At 60.2% G+C, this 17,324-nt stretch carries 15 protein-coding genes; 10 read left to right on the forward strand and 5 right to left on the reverse strand.

All coding sequences use genetic code 11. The features are described from left to right. Window positions 1-11: 11 nt before the first annotated feature. Genes ACN9MY_RS25070 through ACN9MY_RS25080 form a run of 3 tightly spaced genes read right to left on the reverse strand, consistent with a single transcriptional unit; the run spans window position 12 to window position 1,993 of the window. Window positions 12-347 carry a hypothetical protein gene (locus ACN9MY_RS25070; protein WP_426318988.1) on the reverse strand — a complete coding sequence of 112 codons (336 nt, stop codon included), beginning with the start codon at window positions 345-347 and terminating at the stop codon, window positions 12-14. 3 nt (window positions 348-350) lie between these two features. Continuing rightward, window positions 351-1,601, reverse strand: coding sequence for a DNA recombination protein RmuC (locus ACN9MY_RS25075; protein ID WP_426163858.1), 1,251 nt, complete (start codon window positions 1,599-1,601; stop codon window positions 351-353). After that, a complete protein-coding gene (locus ACN9MY_RS25080) occupies window positions 1,601-1,993 on the reverse strand; it encodes a group II truncated hemoglobin (protein ID WP_426163861.1) in 393 nt (130 codons plus the stop codon). Before ACN9MY_RS25080 ends, ACN9MY_RS25075 begins: the two co-directional genes overlap by 1 nt. A gap of 91 nt (window positions 1,994-2,084) precedes the next feature. On the opposite strand from ACN9MY_RS25080, the gene ACN9MY_RS25085 reads away from it, so the two are divergent. Beyond that, window positions 2,085-3,314: a sensor histidine kinase gene (locus tag ACN9MY_RS25085; protein WP_426163864.1), complete on the forward strand. Its 1,230-nt coding sequence runs from the start codon at window positions 2,085-2,087 to the stop codon at window positions 3,312-3,314. Between the two features lie 3 nt (window positions 3,315-3,317). Continuing rightward, window positions 3,318-4,313, forward strand: a complete 996-nt coding sequence (locus ACN9MY_RS25090) for a response regulator (protein ID WP_426163867.1) — start codon at window positions 3,318-3,320, stop codon at window positions 4,311-4,313. Between the two features lie 57 nt (window positions 4,314-4,370). On the opposite strand, the gene ACN9MY_RS25095 is transcribed toward ACN9MY_RS25090, so the two are convergent. Next, entirely contained in the window at window positions 4,371-6,896 is a 2,526-nt protein-coding gene (locus ACN9MY_RS25095) for an ABC transporter permease (RefSeq protein ID WP_426318989.1), read from the reverse strand. Window positions 6,897-6,902: 6 nt separating this feature from the next. Further along, on the reverse strand, window positions 6,903-7,916 hold the full coding sequence (locus tag ACN9MY_RS25100) for an adenosine deaminase (protein WP_426163873.1): 1,014 nt from the start codon (window positions 7,914-7,916) through the stop codon (window positions 6,903-6,905). 346 nt (window positions 7,917-8,262) lie between these two features. On the opposite strand from ACN9MY_RS25100, the gene ACN9MY_RS25105 reads away from it, so the two are divergent. The 8 genes from ACN9MY_RS25105 to ACN9MY_RS25140 all read left to right on the forward strand — a co-directional run bounded on the left by ACN9MY_RS25105 (window position 8,263) and on the right by ACN9MY_RS25140 (window position 17,283). After that, window positions 8,263-10,185, forward strand: a complete 1,923-nt coding sequence (locus ACN9MY_RS25105) for a PrkA family serine protein kinase (protein WP_057260456.1) — start codon at window positions 8,263-8,265, stop codon at window positions 10,183-10,185. Between the two features lie 49 nt (window positions 10,186-10,234). Beyond that, the gene (locus ACN9MY_RS25110) at window positions 10,235-11,503 is read left to right on the forward strand and encodes a YeaH/YhbH family protein (RefSeq protein WP_130310792.1); all 1,269 of its coding nucleotides are present in this window, start codon (window positions 10,235-10,237) and stop codon (window positions 11,501-11,503) included. Window positions 11,504-11,508: 5 nt separating this feature from the next. Then, window positions 11,509-13,038: a SpoVR family protein gene (locus ACN9MY_RS25115; protein ID WP_426172297.1), complete on the forward strand. Its 1,530-nt coding sequence runs from the start codon at window positions 11,509-11,511 to the stop codon at window positions 13,036-13,038. A gap of 364 nt (window positions 13,039-13,402) precedes the next feature. After that, window positions 13,403-14,065 (forward strand): energy transducer TonB, encoded by a 663-nt coding sequence (locus ACN9MY_RS25120; protein ID WP_426163877.1) that lies wholly within the window; start codon window positions 13,403-13,405, stop codon window positions 14,063-14,065. Between the two features lie 87 nt (window positions 14,066-14,152). Continuing rightward, window positions 14,153-15,076, forward strand: a complete 924-nt coding sequence (locus ACN9MY_RS25125; RefSeq protein ID WP_426163880.1) for a MotA/TolQ/ExbB proton channel family protein — start codon at window positions 14,153-14,155, stop codon at window positions 15,074-15,076. A gap of 4 nt (window positions 15,077-15,080) precedes the next feature. After that, window positions 15,081-15,509 (forward strand): ExbD/TolR family protein, encoded by a 429-nt coding sequence (locus ACN9MY_RS25130; RefSeq protein WP_028101866.1) that lies wholly within the window; start codon window positions 15,081-15,083, stop codon window positions 15,507-15,509. Window positions 15,510-15,564: 55 nt separating this feature from the next. Beyond that, on the forward strand, window positions 15,565-15,987 hold the full coding sequence (locus ACN9MY_RS25135; RefSeq protein ID WP_200953793.1) for an ExbD/TolR family protein: 423 nt from the start codon (window positions 15,565-15,567) through the stop codon (window positions 15,985-15,987). A gap of 84 nt (window positions 15,988-16,071) precedes the next feature. Beyond that, window positions 16,072-17,283 (forward strand): tetratricopeptide repeat protein, encoded by a 1,212-nt coding sequence (locus ACN9MY_RS25140; protein ID WP_426163883.1) that lies wholly within the window; start codon window positions 16,072-16,074, stop codon window positions 17,281-17,283. Window positions 17,284-17,324: the final 41 nt, after the last annotated feature.

Genomic DNA, 17,324 nt, shown 5'->3' on the forward strand with positions numbered 1-17,324 from the left:
CCCAGAAAGACTCAATAGCGGTAGCAGTGCGCTTGCTGCGGCTCGCTGCGCATAAGAGGCGTGGTCCAGGCGGGGTTGGTGGCTTGCTGGCACTTTATCAGGACTTCCGACCATGCTTTCAAATTCGCTTCGGAAGCATCCTTCTTCCATGCCTCGTTCATTGCGCGCGCCAAGGGCGTTTGGCTGCCTGGGACACCCAAAGGCCGGCCGAAGCTGTCGCGGGCGGGTTCTAAATCAAGCTGTGTTCGCACAACAGGCTTCGCGGCAGGGAGTTCCAGTTCGCCGGCCCATACGCCAGTTGATGCTGGCAGCAGCAATGCCAGCGCGAAGTGGGCAGCGAGCTTCATCGCTCAGTTGGGGCTGTCGGTGTCCGCGTCAGCGCCGTCGGATGCGCCCAGCATCAACAGGGCCGCTTCGGCAGGTAGCGCTTCCACTGATTTCAGCTTGCGCGCCATCTGGCGGCTGCGTACTTCCGCGTTTTCGATGTTGCGGGCGGCTTTTTCCAGTGTCATCTTGGTCGTTGCAAGGACGTCGCCGAATTTGGCGAATTCGGTCTTTACAGCGCCCAGCACTTGCCACACTTCCGACGAGCGTTTTTCCAGCGCCAGGGTACGGAAGCCCATTTGCAGGCTATTCAGCAGCGCGGTCAGCGTGGATGGGCCGGCGATGCTGACCCGATTCACACGCTGCAGTTCATCCGCCAGGCCGGGGCGGCGCATCACTTCTGCATACAGGCCTTCGGTCGGCAGGAACAGGATGGCGAAGTCGGTGGTCAGCGGGGGCGAGACGTATTTTTCAGCGATCGTCTTCGCCTCGCCGCGCACGGCGCGTTCCAGCTCACGGCCGGCAGCGGCAACTGCATCGGCATCGGCGCGGTCGGCCGCTTCCAGCAGGCGCTCGTACTGCTCTTTCGGGAACTTGGCGTCGATCGGCATCCATACTGGCGCGCCGCCCTCTTTCTGGCCCGGCAGCTTGAGCGCGAATTCGACGCGGGCGTTGGATCCCGGGATAGTTTCGACGTTCTTGGCGTATTGATCCGGCGTGAGGATCTGCTCGAGCAGCATCTCGAGCTGCACTTCGCCCCAGGTGCCGCGCGTTTTCACATTGGTCAGCACGCGTTTCAGGTCGCCAACGCCCAGCGCCAACTGCTGCATTTCGCCCAGGCCCTGGTGCACGCGCTCCAGGCGTTCGGACACCTGGCGGAATGATTCAGTCAGGCGTGTTTCCAGCGTTTCGTGCAGCTTTTCATCGACAGTCTTGCGCATCTCTTCCAGCCGCGCACCGTTGTCGGCCTGCAGCTCGCGCATCCTGGTTTCCAGCGCCACGCGTACTTCCAGCAGGCGGCGCGTGTTGGATTCGGTCAGCACCTCGATCTGGCGGCGCATTGTTTCAAGCTGCTGGACTGTCGCTGCGTGCGACTGCGCAAGGATATTGCCCATTTCCTGGCGCTGCGCCTGTGCCGTGGCCTGAAGCTGCAGGCGCACTTCGCGTTCGACTCGGTCCAGTTGGTCGGCGACGTCGCTGCCGCGGCTGCGCAGCAGCGCGACAATTTGCAGGACGATGATGACGGCGGCCAGCGCCAGCAGGATGGTCAATTCCATCAATCGGCCTTGTTCCGCATCCAGTCGGCGGTCTGATAGAACGACTCCATCAGCCGCAGCCGCAAATCTTCGGCGATGCCGACGTCCTGCATCGCCCACGCCATGCAGCGCAGCCACTGGTCGCGTTCACTCGAACCGACAGCGAACGGCAGGTGGCGCGCGCGCAGGCGCGGGTGGCCGAAACGCTCGATGAACAGGTCCGGGCCGCCCATCCAGCCGCTGAGGAACCAGAACAGCTTGTCGCGCGAGCCGTCGGTGCTGGGCGGGTGCATGGCGCGGATGCCGGCGAACTCCGGCTCCAGCTCCATCAGGTCGTAAAAACGGTCAACCATCTCGCGCAGCTTGGTTTCTCCGCCGATGACTTCGTAAAGGGTGCGTGCTTCATCATTCATAAAGCAATGATAGCGCATGGACGTATTGATGTGGATCAAGCATAGTGCTGATTTCACGCAAAAAGCGCCAACAAACCGCCATGATTGCCAGATGATCCGACGCCTTATCCGAACCCGACTGCACGCCCGCAGTGCCGGGGAAATCGCCGACCTGCGCCTCGCCGCCCTGAGCTGGCTCGGAATCACCTGCTTTCCGCTGTATTACGCGATTTTCGGCTGGCTGGTGCCGCAGCCGTACGAAAACCTGATGGCGCGCGCCGTCGGTACCGCGCTTGGACTTGGCGGCCTGTTGGCGCGGCGCCTGCCGGCGCGACTGCGCGACCGCTACACCCTGGTGCTGGTGACTTACGAGCTGCCCTTCTTCTGCACCTTCATGTTCCTGATGAATCACGCCAACGTCACCTGGTCCCAGGTGATGCTGGTGATGCTGGTTGCGCTGTTCCATTTCGAAGTTCGTCTCGCTTTGCGCGCCGGCGCAATCGGCATTTGCGCCGCCGTGCTGCTGGCGATTGCGCTGGGGGCCGGTGAGGTCATCGCCTCGGCGGCGGTGCTGCAATTGCTGCCGGTGCAGTTGTTCCTGGTCGGCTGGATGTGGGTGTTTTCGCAAAGCCGCAAGGCGCTGGAAGAAGAAAAGCTGGAAGGGCTGGGCGAAGGACTGGGCGCTGTGGCGCACGAGATGCGTACCCCGCTGGCCAGCCTGGACGCCAATGTGCGCGGCCTGTCGCGCATGCAGCAGCGCGCGGGACAGGATAATCCGGCAATGCGCCAGGCACTGGGCCGCATGCAGTACGAAGTGCGCCATATGAATCATATGATCGACCTGTTCCTGCTTAGCGCGCAGGCGGTGCGGCAGAAGCTGGATCCGCACGAAACCGTGTCCATGCTTGATACCGTTGAATCGGCGCTGCGCCGCTATCCCTTTACCGGCGAGGCCCAGCGCCAGCTGGTCGCGCTGCAGGTCCGCAGCGATTTCCGCTTCGGTGGACAGAACGAGCTGGCCATCATGCTGCTGCTGAACCTCCTGCGCAATGCCATGCAGGCGGTGCAGCGCGCCGGCAAGGGGCGGGTCAGGATCGTGATCGATGGTTGCCGGCCGGTGCCACGCGTCCTGGTGATCGATACGGGCTGCGGTATTGCACCGCACCATCTGCCGATGATTTTCCAGCGTTTCTTCACTTATCCGGAGCACAATGGCGCCGGCATCGGCCTGGCACTGTGCCGCCAGGTGATGCAAGCGTGGGAAGCGAAACTACATTGTGTCTCCCGCGAGCACGCATATGCTATCTTTGTGCTTGAATTTCCCTTACAAGCAAGCCGTTGAACCATGAAACTGCCCGTTTACGCCCACCCAACCATGACCGTCCTGGTGGACGACAGCGATACCTTCCTTCACAGCCTGGTATTCCAGCTCGATCCGATGCAGGCCAGCGTGTGCTTCCACGACCCGTTGCAGGCGCTGGAATGGTTCAAGGCCAATGCCCGCAGCAGCGAACTGCCGCTGCAGGTGGATTTCGATAATCCGAACCAGTCGGCGGAGCAGCGCAACGTGGCGGTGGACCTGGAGCAGATCTACCGGATTTCCGCCCAACGCCAGCGTTTTTCCATTCCATCGGTGCTGGTGGTCGATTATTCAATGCCACAGATGAACGGCGTGGCGTTTTGCCAGGCGATCCAGCACCTGCCCTGCAAGAAGATCCTGTTCACCGGCCAGGCCGATGAAAAGATCGCGGTCGACGCCTTCAACCGCGGCCTGATCGACCGCTATATCAAGAAAAGCGCAGACGATGCGCTGGACCGGCTGGAGGAGGAAGTGGCTGCGCTGCAGAAGGCGTTTTTCCAGGAGCAGTCGGAGACCCTGTTGGACATGCTGGTGCTGCACGAATTCAGCTTCCTGCGCTGCGGTGCGCTGGCCAAGGTCGTGCAGCAGCTGTACCAGGAGCACGGCTTCGTCGAGCACTACCCTTTCCCGAGCCCGAGCGGCATCCTGTTCTTCAAGGCCGACGGTTCGGCGCAGCTGATGGTGGTGGAAACCGAACGGGGCTACGAATCGCAGGTGGAAATGGCTCGTGACAGCGGCGCCCCGCAATCGCTGGTGGAAGCGCTGGAAGAAAAGCGCATGCTGCCCTTCTTTCCGCCCGACGGCATGTATTCCGACGAAGTGGGCCAGCATTGGCACCGCTACTGCAAGGCGCCGCAGGTGTGCAAGGGCCTGGAAACCTACTACTGGGCCCTGTTCGAGGTCGAACCGACGCTGCTCGATATCCAGCCCACCCCTTACGCGGAATTCCTGCGCCAGCATACCCCGCCGCTCGCAGCGTGACGGTCCAGCCCGTGTCACACTTGGGGTGTGACCCCAGGGTGTGACACGGGCCCAGCCTTATGCCTCGCGCAGCGTTTGCAGCGGGGGGTGGTTCAGGACGTTGCGCAGGCCGAGCCAGCCGCCGATCACGGCGCAGATCGCGCCTGCCAGCAGGCCTGCCAGCCAGACCCAGGGACTGAAGGTCCAGGCGAACTTGAACTGGTAGGTTGCCAGGCCCCATCCCATCAGGCCGGCGCCGGTGGCGGCCAGCAGGCCTCCCAGGCCGCCGACCAGCATGAACTCGATCAGTTGCGCTTGCGAGAGCTGGCGGCGGGTGGCGCCGAGGGCGCGCAGCAGGCCGGCTTCGCGCCGGCGTTCGTCCTGGGAGCCCATCAGCGCGGCATAAAGCACCAGCACGCCGGACAGCAGGGTGAAGGCAAACAGGAATTCCACCGCCTGGATCACCTGGTCCAGCACCGATTGCACCTGGCGCAGGATGCCGCCAACGTCGATGATGGTCAGGTTGGGGAATTCGCGCGACAGCGCGTTGCCGGCAGCCAGGGCATGCTTCGGCAAGTGGTACGAGGTAATCCAGGTTTGCGGCGTGTCGGCCATCACTGCCGGGTTGATGATGACGAAGAAGTTCACCCGCATCGATCCCCATTCGAGCTTGCGCAGGCTGGTGATCTTCGCTTCCACCGGCGAGCCGGCGATATCGAAGCGCATCGTGTCGCCCAGTTTCAGGCCCAGCGTCTTGGCGATGCCCTCCTCGACCGAGGCTTCGCCCGCCGTGCCCCCCATCGCCCATTTGCCGGAGGTGACCTGGTTCTGCGCCGGCAGTTCCGTCATCGTCGACAGGTTGAATTCGCGTTCGGCCAGTCCTTTCGCCCGTTCGTCGGTGTAGGTCTCGCTGGTGATGGCCTTGTCGTTCACCGCCACCAGGCGGCCGCGGATCATGGGGAACATCGGCACGTCCTTCACGCCGACTGCCTTCAGGCGCGCAGCGATGACGTCCTTCTGGTCTGGCTGGATGTTGATGATGAAGCGGTTCGGGGCATCAGGCGGCATGGTATTGCGCCAGGCCGACATCAAGTCGCCGCGCACCACGGTCAATAGCAGCAATGCCATGAGGCCAAGCGACAGCGATACCACCTGCACCACGGTGGCGCCGGGCCGGCGGCGCAGGGAGGTCACCGCGAAGCGCCATGCCTGGTGCGGGAATGCATTGCGCAGCGGACGCAGGGCTTGCAAGCCGAGCCAGCCCACCAGGGCAAACAATGCGAAACCAAGCAGGAAGCCGCCGCCGGTCACGCCGGCGAGCTTGACGTCATTCGATTGCCATAACAGCAGCGCGCCGAAAGCGGCGATGCCGAGCCCGTAGGTGGCCAGGGCGGCAGGCTTCGGCGCGGCGGCCTCGCGCCGAATCACGCGGTTGTGCGGCACGTTACGCAGCTGCAGGATCGGCGGCAGCGCGAAGCCGGCCAACAGGATCATGCCGGTGGCGAGGCCCTGCAGCGCCGGCAGGATGGTCGGCGCCGGGATGTCGGTAGCGACAAGGCTGCCAAGCAGTTGCAGCAGAACATAGTGGGCGCCAAAGCCGACCAGGACCCCGAGCAGGCTGCCCGCCAGCCCGACCAGCAGGAATTCGACGAGGTAGATCAAGGTCACCTGGTTCTGCGTCAGCCCCAGGCAGCGCAGCATGGCGCAGGAATCGAGATGCCGCTGCATGAAGCGGCGCGCAGCCATCGCCACCGCTACCGCAGCCAGCATGGCCGACAGCAGGCCGACCAGCGACAGGAAGCGGTCGGCGCGGTCGAGGGTGGCGCTCATTTCCGGGCGCCCCTCTTCCAGCGATTCGAGGCGCACCCCGCGTACATTGTCCTTCCTGATCAAGGTTTTCAGCCATTCGCCATATTCCTGCGTCGCCCTGGAGCTGGCGCCGGGGCCGGCCACCAACAGCCGATAGCCGACGCGCGACCCCTCCTGCACCAGATTGGTCGCCGGCATATCGGACAAGGCAAGGAAAACGCGCGGGGCAAAGTTGATGAAACCGCCGCCGCGATCCGGTTCCGCGGCAATCAGCTGCGTTACGCGGAACTGCTTGTCCCCCAGTTGCACCGTGCCGCCGACTGCGACGTCGAGCGACGTCGCCAGCGCCGGGTCGATCCAGACCGTGCCCGGTTCAGGCGTGGCCGGTGCCGGAGTGCCGATGCTTTCGTTCGCTTGCGCGACGTCGGTATTGACCTTGACGCGGCCGCGCAGCGGATAGCCCGGGCCGACGGCTTTCAGCGTCACCAGCACGGAGCGGGCGGCATCGCCCTGCCCTGCCTGCGCCATGCTGGGGAAGGCCAGCGTATCGGTCACCAGCAGGCCGCGCCGCAGCGCTTCTTCGCGCCAGGCGCCGGGCACCGGGTTGTCGGCGACGATCACCAGGTCGGCGCCCAGCAACTGGTGCGCATCGCGATTCAGTCCGCTGCGCAGGCGATCGATGAAGAATCCGGCGGCCGACAGCGCCGCCACTGCCACAACCAGCGCTACCAGCAGGAAGCGCAACTGCCCGGCGCGCCAGTCGCGCGCCGTCATCCTCAGGGCTTGTTGAAACATTGATTGTCAGACCACGTTAAAGGCAGAGAAATAGGTATCGACTTCGTCCAGGAACTTCTGCTTTTCCTCGGCGGGCAGGAAGGCTGCTTCGAAGCTGTTGCGCGCCAGCTGGTGCGCATGGGCCAGGCCAAGCGGCAGCGCGTCGAACACGGCGACGAAGTTATCGTTCATATAGCCGCCAAAGTACGCCGGGTCGTCCGAATTCACCATCGCCACCAGGCCCGCGTCGAGCAGCGCCAGCAGGTTATGGTCCTTCATCTGGTCGAACACGCGCAGCTTGGTGTTGGACAGCGGGCAAACGGTCAGGGGCATGCGCAGCGCGGCCAGGCGCCGTGTCAATGCAGGATCTTCCAGGCAGCGTACGCCGTGGTCGATGCGCTCCACCTTGAGCAGGTCGACCGCCGTTTCGATATAGGCTGGCGGCCCCTCTTCGCCGGCATGCGCCACCAGGTGCAGTCCGAGGTCGCGGGCGCGTGCGAACACGCGGGCAAATTTCTCCGGCGGGTGGCCGACTTCGGAAGAATCGAGGCCGACGCCGATGAATTTGTCGCGGTACGGCAGCGCCGCTTCCAGCGTGGCGAGCGCGTCTTCTTCGCTCAGGTGGCGCAGGAAGCACAGGATCAGCTTCGCGCTGATTGGCCCTTCGGTGCAAGCGCGATGGATACCATTAATCACATCGCCAATCGGCACGCCGCGCGCGGTATGGGTCTGGGGGTCGAAGAAAATTTCGGCATGGCGTACATGATCGGCCCTGGCGCGCTGCAGGTAAGCCATGGTCATGTCATAAAAGTCCTGCTCTTTCAGCAGCACGCTGGCGCCGGCGTAGTAGATGTCGAGGAAGGATTGCAGGTTGGTGAAGGCATATGCCGCGCGCAGTGCTTCCACCGACGGGTAGGCCAGCTTGACGCCATTGCGTTCGGCCAGCGCGAAAATCACTTCCGGCTCCAGCGAGCCTTCAATGTGAATGTGCAGTTCTGCCTTCGGCATATTCTGCACGATGGAGCGCATTTGGGTAGTCATTTTTTGTTCTCTTTCACCGCTGATAAGTAGTTGGCATCTTACTCCAAGATAGTGTGCTGCAGAGTCGGGCCAGCCGTGCTACTGTGGTGCCATAGGCGAGGGGATCGAGCATTGGCGGTACTACTGGCTTTACTTCTAGATCCAATAGAGCAATAATAAATTTCATCAACGTAAGATGCGTTTCGAGCCCGGCAACCATCCCCCCGCCGGCTAATAATGATCCAGCTCCGAGCCTCGGGCAATCCCTGGCAACTCAGGCAAGCTGGCAAAGCATTGAGCAGGCCTGCAGCCCACGCTACGACTGCCGACCATGTGACTAGTAGATTTTTCATTAAAGGACATTCACATGACCATTTTTGACAACTACGCAGCACGGTATGAGCGCACCAAGGAAGAGGAAATGTCCCTCTCCGAGTATCTCGCGCTTTGCAAAAAGGACCGCCTGACTTACGCTTCGGCGGCGGAACGGATGCTGGCTGCGATCGGCGAACCGACCCTGGTTGATACGCGCAACGATACGCGCCTGTCCCGCATCTTCGCCAACAAGGTCATCAAGATTTATCCCGCCTTCCGTGAGTTCTACGGCATGGAGGACGTCATCGAGCAGGTCGTTGCCTACTTCCGCCATGCCGCCCAGGGCCTGGAAGAGCGCAAGCAGATCCTCTACCTGCTGGGCCCTGTCGGCGGCGGCAAATCGTCGATTGCGGAAAAGCTCAAGCAACTGATGGAAGAAGTGCCGTTCTACTGCCTGAAAGGCTCGCCGGTGAACGAATCGCCGCTCGGCCTGTTCAGCGAGGCGGAAGACGGCACCATCCTGGAAGAGGATTACGGCATCCCGCGCCGCTACCTGCGCAATATCCCTTCGCCATGGGCAGTCAAGCGCCTGCACGAATTCAATGGCGATATCAACCAGTTCCGCGTGGTCAAGCGCTACCCTTCCGTACTGAAGCAGACTGCCATCTCGAAGACCGAGCCGGGCGACGAGAACAACCAGGACATTTCTTCGCTGGTGGGCAAGGTCGATATCCGCAAGCTCGAAGACTACGCCCAGGACGACCCGGACGCCTACAGCTATTCCGGCGGCCTGTGCCTGGCCAACCAGGGCCTGATGGAATTCGTCGAGATGTTCAAGGCGCCGATCAAGGTGCTGCACCCCTTGCTGACCGCCACCCAGGAAGGCAACTACAAGGGCACGGAAGGCTTCGGCGCCATCCCCTTCGAGGGCATCATCCTGGCCCACTCGAACGAGTCGGAGTGGAAGAGCTTCAAGAACAACCGCAATAACGAGGCATTCCTCGACCGTATCTATATAGTGAAGGTGCCGTACTGCCTGCGCGTCACCGACGAGATCAAGATTTACGAGAAGCTGCTGCACAATTCCTCGCTCGACAAGGCGCCTTGCGCTCCCGGCACGCTGCGCATGATGTCGCAGTTCGCCATTCTGTCGCGCCTGAAAGAGCCGGAAAACTCCAGCATTTTCAGCAAGATGCTGGTGTACGATGGTGAAAACCTCAAGGATACCGACCCGAAAGCCAAGTCCATCCACGAATACGTGGACTATGCCGGGGTCGACGAGGGCATGAGCGGCCTGTCGACGCGCTTCGCCTTCAAGATCCTGTCCAAGGTCTTCAACTTCGACTCGACCGAGGTGGCGGCCAACCCGGTGCACCTGCTCTACGTGCTCGAACAGCAGGTCGAGCGCGAGCAGTTCCCGCCGGAGACCGAGCAAAAGTACTTCTCCTATATAAAAGAGCACCTGGCCCAGCGCTATGTCGAGTTCATCGGCAAGGAAATCCAGACCGCCTACCTGGAGAGCTACTCCGAATACGGCCAGAACATCTTCGACCGCTACGTGACCTTTGCCGACTTCTGGATCCAGGACCAGGAATACCGCGACCCGGATACCGGCGAAAGCTTCGACCGCGAATCGCTGAACAACGAGCTGGAGAAGATCGAGAAGCCGGCCGGGATTTCGAACCCGAAAGACTTCCGTAATGAGATCGTCAACTTCGGCCTGCGGGCGCGCGCCAATAACGGTGGCAAGAACCCGGCCTGGACCAGTTACGAGAAGTTCCGCACGGTGATCGAGAAGAAAATGTTCTCCAATACGGAGGAACTGCTGCCGGTGATCTCCTTCAATGCCAAGGCCAGCGCCGAGGACGCCAACAAGCACGCCGACTTCGTGGCGCGCATGGTGGAAAAGGGATACACGGCCAAGCAGGTCCGGCTGCTGTGCGAATGGTATCTGCGCGTGAGGAAGTCGTCCTGATAGAGAAGTGGGATAATCAGGACGCGCCAATCAAGCAGGCAGGAGGCACATGACTTACCTCATCGACCGTCGTTTGCAGGGCAAGAACAAGTCCGCGGTCAACCGCGAACGATTTTTGCGGCGTTACAAGGGCCAGATCAAGGATGCGGTCGGGCGCGCCATCAAGGGGCGCTCGATCACCGACATCGAGAATGGCGAAAAAGTATCGATTCCCGTCAAGGACGTGAACGAGCCCTCGTTCGGCCACGCCCATGGCGGGATCTGGGAAGTGGTTAATCCCGGCAACGAGGAATACCAGAAAGGTGATTTGATCAACCGCCCCAAGGGCGGCGGGGGCAGCGGCCGCGGCCGCGCAGGCAACAGCGACCAGACCACCGAGGATGATTTCATCTTCGAACTGTCGCGCGAAGAATTCATGAACTACTTCTTCGAAGACCTGGAACTGCCGCACATGATCAAGACCCAGCTCACGGCGACCACGGAATTCAAGCCGCAGCGCGCAGGTTATACGGTATCGGGCACGCCTTCGAACATCCACGTGCTGCGCTCCCTGCGCGGCGCCCTCGGCCGCCGCATTGCGGTGGGCGGCAGTTCACGCAAGCGCCTGATCGAGGCGGAACGCGAACTGGAGGAACTGCTGGTGGCCGGCGCGCCCCTCGACGACCCGCAGGTCATCGAGCTGAAAAAGCTGATCCACCACTTGCATACGCGCTTGCTGGCCATTCCCTACATCGATCCCTTCGACCTGCGCTATTCGAACCGCATCAAGGTGCCGAAGCCGATGACCCAGGCCGTGATGTTCTGCATCATGGACGTGTCGGGCTCGATGGACGAGCAGCGCAAGGATACCGCCAAGCGCTTCTTCATCCTGCTCTACCTGTTCCTCAAGCGCGTGTACGACAAGATCGAGGTGGTGTTCATCCGCCACCATACGGCAGCGTCGGAAGTGGACGAAAATGAATTCTTCCATTCGCGCGAATCGGGCGGTACCGTGGTGTCCTCGGCCTTGCACCTGCTGAACAAGATCATTGACGAGCGCTTCGGCGGCGGCAGCTGGAATGCCTACGTGGCGCAAGCATCCGACGGCGACAACTGGGACAACGACTCCGTGCTGTGCCGGCAGCTGCTGGTCAACACCATCATGCCCAAGGTGCAGTACTACACCTATGTCGAGATCACCGACGGCCCGCCGCAGAACCTGTGGGAGCAATACGCCCAGATCCCCGAATACCACCAGCACTTCGCCATGCAGAAGATAGTCACGCCGGCCGATATCTACCCGGTGTTCCGCGAACTGTTCAAGAAGCAGCCAAAATGAACCAGATGACCAAGCGCCCCCCGCATCCACGCGCCCTGCCGGAGCAATCCGAATGGACGTTTGAACTGATCGAGCAGGCGCACGAAGAAATCCGCCGCGTAGCGCAGAACTTCGGGCTGGATACCTATCCGAACCAGCTGGAGATCATTACTGCCGAGCAAATGATGGACGCCTACACTTCAGTGGGCATGCCGGTGTCGTATGCCCACTGGTCGTTTGGCAAGCACTTCCTGGCGACAGAAAAAGGCTACAAGCGCGGGCAGATGGGGCTGGCTTACGAGATCGTCATCAATTCCAACCCCTGCATTGCCTATCTCATGGAGGAAAACAGCCTGACCATGCAGGCGCTGGTCATTGCCCACGCCGCCTATGGCCACAACTCCTTCTTCAAGGGCAATTACCTGTTCAAGACCTGGACCGATGCCGATGCCATCATTGATTACATGGTGTTTGCCAAGAATTACATCACCGAGTGCGAACAGCGGCATGGTATCGATGCCATTGAATTGCTGCTCGACTCCTGCCACGCGATCCAGAACTATGGCGTGGACCGCTACAAGCGTCCGGCCAAGCTGTCGCTGGCGCAGGAACAGATGAAGCAGAAGGAGCGCGAAGCCTACCTGCAATCGCAGATCAACGAACTGTGGCGCACCGTGCCGCGGCGCGAAGAAGAGGCCGTCGACAAGCCGGCGCCGCGCTTCCCGCCTGAGCCGGAAGAAAACCTGCTGTACTTTATCGAGAAGTACGCGCCGCTGCTGGAACCCTGGCAGCGCGAGATCGTGCGCATCGTGCGCAAGATCAGCCAGTATTTCTACCCGCAGCGCCAGACCCAGGTCATGAACGAGGGCTGGGCCACGTTCTGGCATTACACCATCCTCAACCAGTTGTACGATGAGGGCGTGGTCAGCGATGGCTTCATGATGGAATTCCTGAAGAGCCATACCAATGTGGTATACCAGCCGCCGGTGCACAGCCCCTACTACAACGGCATCAATCCGTATGCACTGGGCTTTGCCATGATGTCTGACATCCGGCGCATTTGCGAGAATCCGACGCCGGAAGACCGCGAATGGTTCCCCGATATTGCCGGCAGCGACTGGAAGAAGACGCTTGACTTCGCCATGCGCAATTTCAAGGATGAAAGCTTCATTGCGCAATATCTGTCGCCGCGCCTGATCCGCGAGTTCCACTTCTTTGCTGTATTAGATGACGACAAGAACGACAAGCTGGCCGTCTCGGCCATCCACGATGAGCTGGGCTACCGCTATGTGCGGCAAATGCTGGCCGACCAGTACAACCTGGGCAACCGCGAGCCGAATATACAGGTATGGTCCGTCAATACCCGCGACGACCGCGCCCTGACACTGCGTCACACGCAGTACAACCGCCGTCCCCTCAACCAGCAGGCCAATGAAGTGCTGAAGCACGTGGCCCGTCTCTGGGGATTTGACGTTCACCTGGATACGGTTTCGCCGGATGGCCAGGTGATCAGCACCATCGAGTGCAAGCGCGAGAAGCGCAACCGGGTGATCTGACCGCCGCTTTTGACAGAGTTACGTCGAAGCAACACACTTCGCCAAATTTCCTTAGCCTCGCCAGGGTCGCTGGCGAGCAATATTTCGTCTTGAAGAAAAAGTGATGAAGATCAATCGCAGGGGCGAAAAAATGGTCAATTTTCTCTTGCTTTTTCTGCCAGACCACTTTGGCACAGCCTGGTAACAGCCTGCCAATATGGGGCTAAGGGCATGAAATTTAAACGGTTTTCGGGACAAAATTCTATGCAAAAATCCAAAATTCGTATGTATAATTCGCCGACGTCCCGGATGCGGCTGTAGCTTTGTGTCGCCATTTTGGGGGTTTAAAGTAGCAACACAAGAGTTGGTATTGGAGAAAGCAGGCATGAATTTCAGTGATAACGAGAAAATTGCCGGGAAGAAGAACTATACGGGCATCGTGTTCGTCGTAGTCCTGCACATAATTGCTGGTTACGGTATTGTTTCCGGCTTGGGCAAGAAAATGATTAGCAAGATGATCGAACCGGTGGAGACCAAGATCATCGAGGAGGTTGCCCCGCCTCCGCCAAAAGAACTGCCACCACCGCCACCGCCACCAGAGATGAAGGCACCCCCACCGCCATTCATTCCTCCGGTCGAAGTGAACGTGCAGCAACCGCCGCCAGCGCAGAACGTGATCGCCAACGCGACCAACGTGAAGCCAGCAACCACCGATATTCGCCCAGCCCCTCCGGCACAACCTGCACCTCCAGCCCCTGCGGCAACCGGTGTACGTACCCCGGCTGTGGTCGACTTCAGCACCTGCGCCAAGCCAGAATGGCCGAAGTCGTCGCTGCGTAACGAAGAGACTGGCACTGTGACCATGTCCTTCCTGATCGGTGTGGACGGCCACGTAGCTGAGGCAAAAGTAGTGAAATCTAGTGGTTTCCGTGACCTGGACAAGGCCGCACAAGTTGGTATTTCCAAGTGCAAATTCAAGCCTGCAACGGTCGACGGCAAGCCGCAAGAAGGCTGGCAACAGATGCAATACGTCTGGACGCTGGAATAAACCTGAGACAGAGCACCGTCTCGCAACTAAGTAAGTCCGTTGTCGTTTAAGCCAGCGAACTGATTATTTTTCAAATTTGGAGGAAGCATGTTTAAGAATACCCGTTTGTCCGCTGTACTGGCCGCTGTGCTGTTCTCGGTGACCGCAGCTACCGCCCTGGTAAGCGCCCCAGCCATGGCTGACGCGCCTGCCTCGGCAGCCGCTTCGGCTCCAGCCGCTGACGCACCTGCAGCTCCAGCAGCTGACGCGGCAGCCGCTCCAGCAGCAGAAGCAGCCGCTCCAGCTGCTGCCCCAGCTGCTCCAGCCGCTAAAGAAGAAGTCGAAAACCCATTCGGTATCTCCGCTGTGTGGGAAGCCGGCTTCGTGGCTCGTGCTACCCTGATCATCCTGTCGATCATGTCGATCGGTTCCTGGTACATCATCGTGACCAAGATCATCGACCAGCAGAAGATCTTCAAACAGCAGAAAGAAACCTCTGCCAAGTTCTGGAAAGCATCGTCGATCGCTGCCGGCACCGCGACCCTGACCGAAGGTTCCCCATTCCGCTTCATCGCTGAATCCGGCACCAAGGCCACCGCTCACCACGACGGCGCCCTGCTGGAACAGATCGACCTGTCGACCTGGGTGACCATGTCCATCCAGCGCGCTGTTGACAAAGTGCAGTCCCGCCTGTCCGATGGCCTGTCCTTCCTGGCAACCGTTGGTTCGACCGCTCCGTTCATCGGCCTGTTCGGTACCGTTTGGGGTATTTACGGCGCGCTGACCAACATCGGTATGACCGGTAACGCATCGATCGACAAGGTTGCAGGTCCAGTGGGTGAAGCGCTGATCATGACCGCTTTCGGTCTGCTGGTCGCAGTTCCTGCCGTTCTGGGTTACAACTGGCTGCTGCGTCGTAACAAGACCGCAATGGAAGATGTACGCTCCTTCTCCGCAGACGTGCACTCCGTGCTGATCTCCGGCGCAATGTCCACCTCGAACGCTGCTGCTTCGTCGAAAAAAGTAGGTTAATACCATGTCGATGTCTGTAGGCTCCGATACCGGGGGAGAAGAGCAGCTTAACAGTGAGATCAACACGACTCCGCTCGTGGACATCATGCTGGTTCTGCTGATCATCTTCCTGATCACGAGCCCGGTCGTTCTCAAACTGCAGAAGATCAACCTGCCGGAAGAGATCAACCAGGCAATCCAGACCAAACCAGAGAACGTCAACATCGTTGTTAACAAAGATGGCGACATCTACTGGAACCAGAAGAAAATGCGCGACGCGAATGAGCTGTTCGATTTTCTGAAAGAGGAAGCTGTGAAGGTGCCTCAGCCTGAAGTTCATGTCCGCGGCGACAAAGACGCGAAATATGAATCGATCGGCCGTGTGATCTACACCACCCAGCGCGCTGGCATCCAGAAGGTCGGTTTCATCACCGAACCGCCTGATAAGATGTAAGAACAAGCCGCCCCTGGCTGTAGCGGGGGCGGCCTTCTGAAAAGGAACACATTTCATGAGTATGAGCGTAGGCAGTTCCGGCGGTGAGTCGGAACCGATGATGGAAATGAACATGACGCCGATGATCGACGTCATGCTGGTTCTGATCATTCTGCTGATCATCACCATTCCAAAAGCGAACCACTCGGTCAACCTGAACATGCCGGTCGGCACCCCGCCACCGCCAACCAAGGAACCAGTGGTCGTGACCATCGACGTTGACTTCGACGGCACCATCCTGTGGGACAATGTGGTCGTTCCTGACCGCCCTGCCCTGGAGAACAAGCTGATCGCCGTAGCGGCACAGGCTGACCAGCCTGAAGTGCACCTGCGTCCGAACAAGCTGGTTAACTACAGCGTGGTTGCAGGCGTCATGGCTTCGGCACAGCGTCTGGGCGTCACCAAGATTGGCCTGGTCGGCAACGAGCAGTTCCAGTAAATAATTGGGCCAAAACACCCTTTATTTTCCTAAATAGGCAGGTTATCCTGCCTATTTCGCATTTTGAAGAAAGAAAATCACCCCATGATTAAGTTTCGTCTCGCACACCTCGGCCTGGTAATGGCCGCTATCGGTTTCAACGCTGCTGTCCCGATGGTGGGCCTGTCCTCGATCGCGTATGCCGAGGCCGTGCGCGCAGAAGTTGGCAAGCCACTGCAAGAAGCCCAGAAACTGGCCTCCTCCGGCCGTTACAAGGAAGCCCTGGCGAAACTGAAGGAAGCAGACGCTGTCGGCGGCAAGTCCGAACTGGAAAAATTCCAGATCGAATACACCCGCGGTTCCGCTGCTGCCGCTGCCGGCGAGAATGAGACCGCCGCCCGCGCCTTCGAGCAAGTGCTGGCATCCGGCAAGCTGTCGCCAGCCCAGGCACCAAAGATCACCGAAGCCCTGGCCAGCATCTACCTGCGCGCCAAGGATTATCCAAAAGCCATTACCTACATCCAGAAGGTCCTGAAGGATAATCCGAACAACTCCCAGATGCGCGAGCAACTGATCCAGACCTATTACCAGAGCGGCAAGCTCAACGAAGCCGCCAAGGAACTGCAAGGTGCCAAGTCCGAAGGCAGCCTGCAAATGCTGGCCAACATCCAGCTGAAGCAGAACGACAAGGCTGGCTACGTGCAGACTCTGGAAAAGCTGGCTGCATCCTATCCAAAGGCATCCTACTGGGCCGACCTGCTGAACCGCGTGATCGGCAAGCCAGGCTTCTCCTCGTCCCTGAACCTGGACGTGATGCGCCTCAAGCTGGCCCTGAAGCAGATCACCAAGCCGTCCGAATTCATGGAAATGGGCCAGTTGGCCCTGCAAGCCGGCAACCCTGCTGAAGCCCTGAAGATCGTCGACGAAGGCTACAAGAAAGGTGCCCTGGGCACCGGCGCCGACGCCGGCCGCCACCAGCGCCTGAAAGACCTGGCAACCAAGACCCTGGCCGACCAGCAGAAGAACGCTGCCACCCAGGAAGGCAACTTCCGCAAGGAAAAGGATGCTGACGGCCTGGCCAACCTGGGCTATGCCATGGTTTCCGACGGCAAGGCCGATGGCCTGAAGCTGATGGAAGAAGCGATCAAGCTGGGCACCGGCCGCAAGCCTGAAGAAATGAAGCTGCACTATGGCGTGGCACAGTACATCGCCGGCAAGAAGGCTGCTGCCATCAGCACCCTGAAGTCGGTGAAAGGCACCGCTGGCGAGCCAGAACTGGCCCGCTACTGGACCATGTACATTAACAACCCGGTCTGAACAAAGCCGGGCTGAGCCAAGAAAAGCGCTGCCTGCACCCG

It is taken from the genome of Pseudoduganella sp. R-31, assembly GCF_049913235.1.
Classification (GTDB): domain Bacteria; phylum Pseudomonadota; class Gammaproteobacteria; order Burkholderiales; family Burkholderiaceae_D; genus Rugamonas.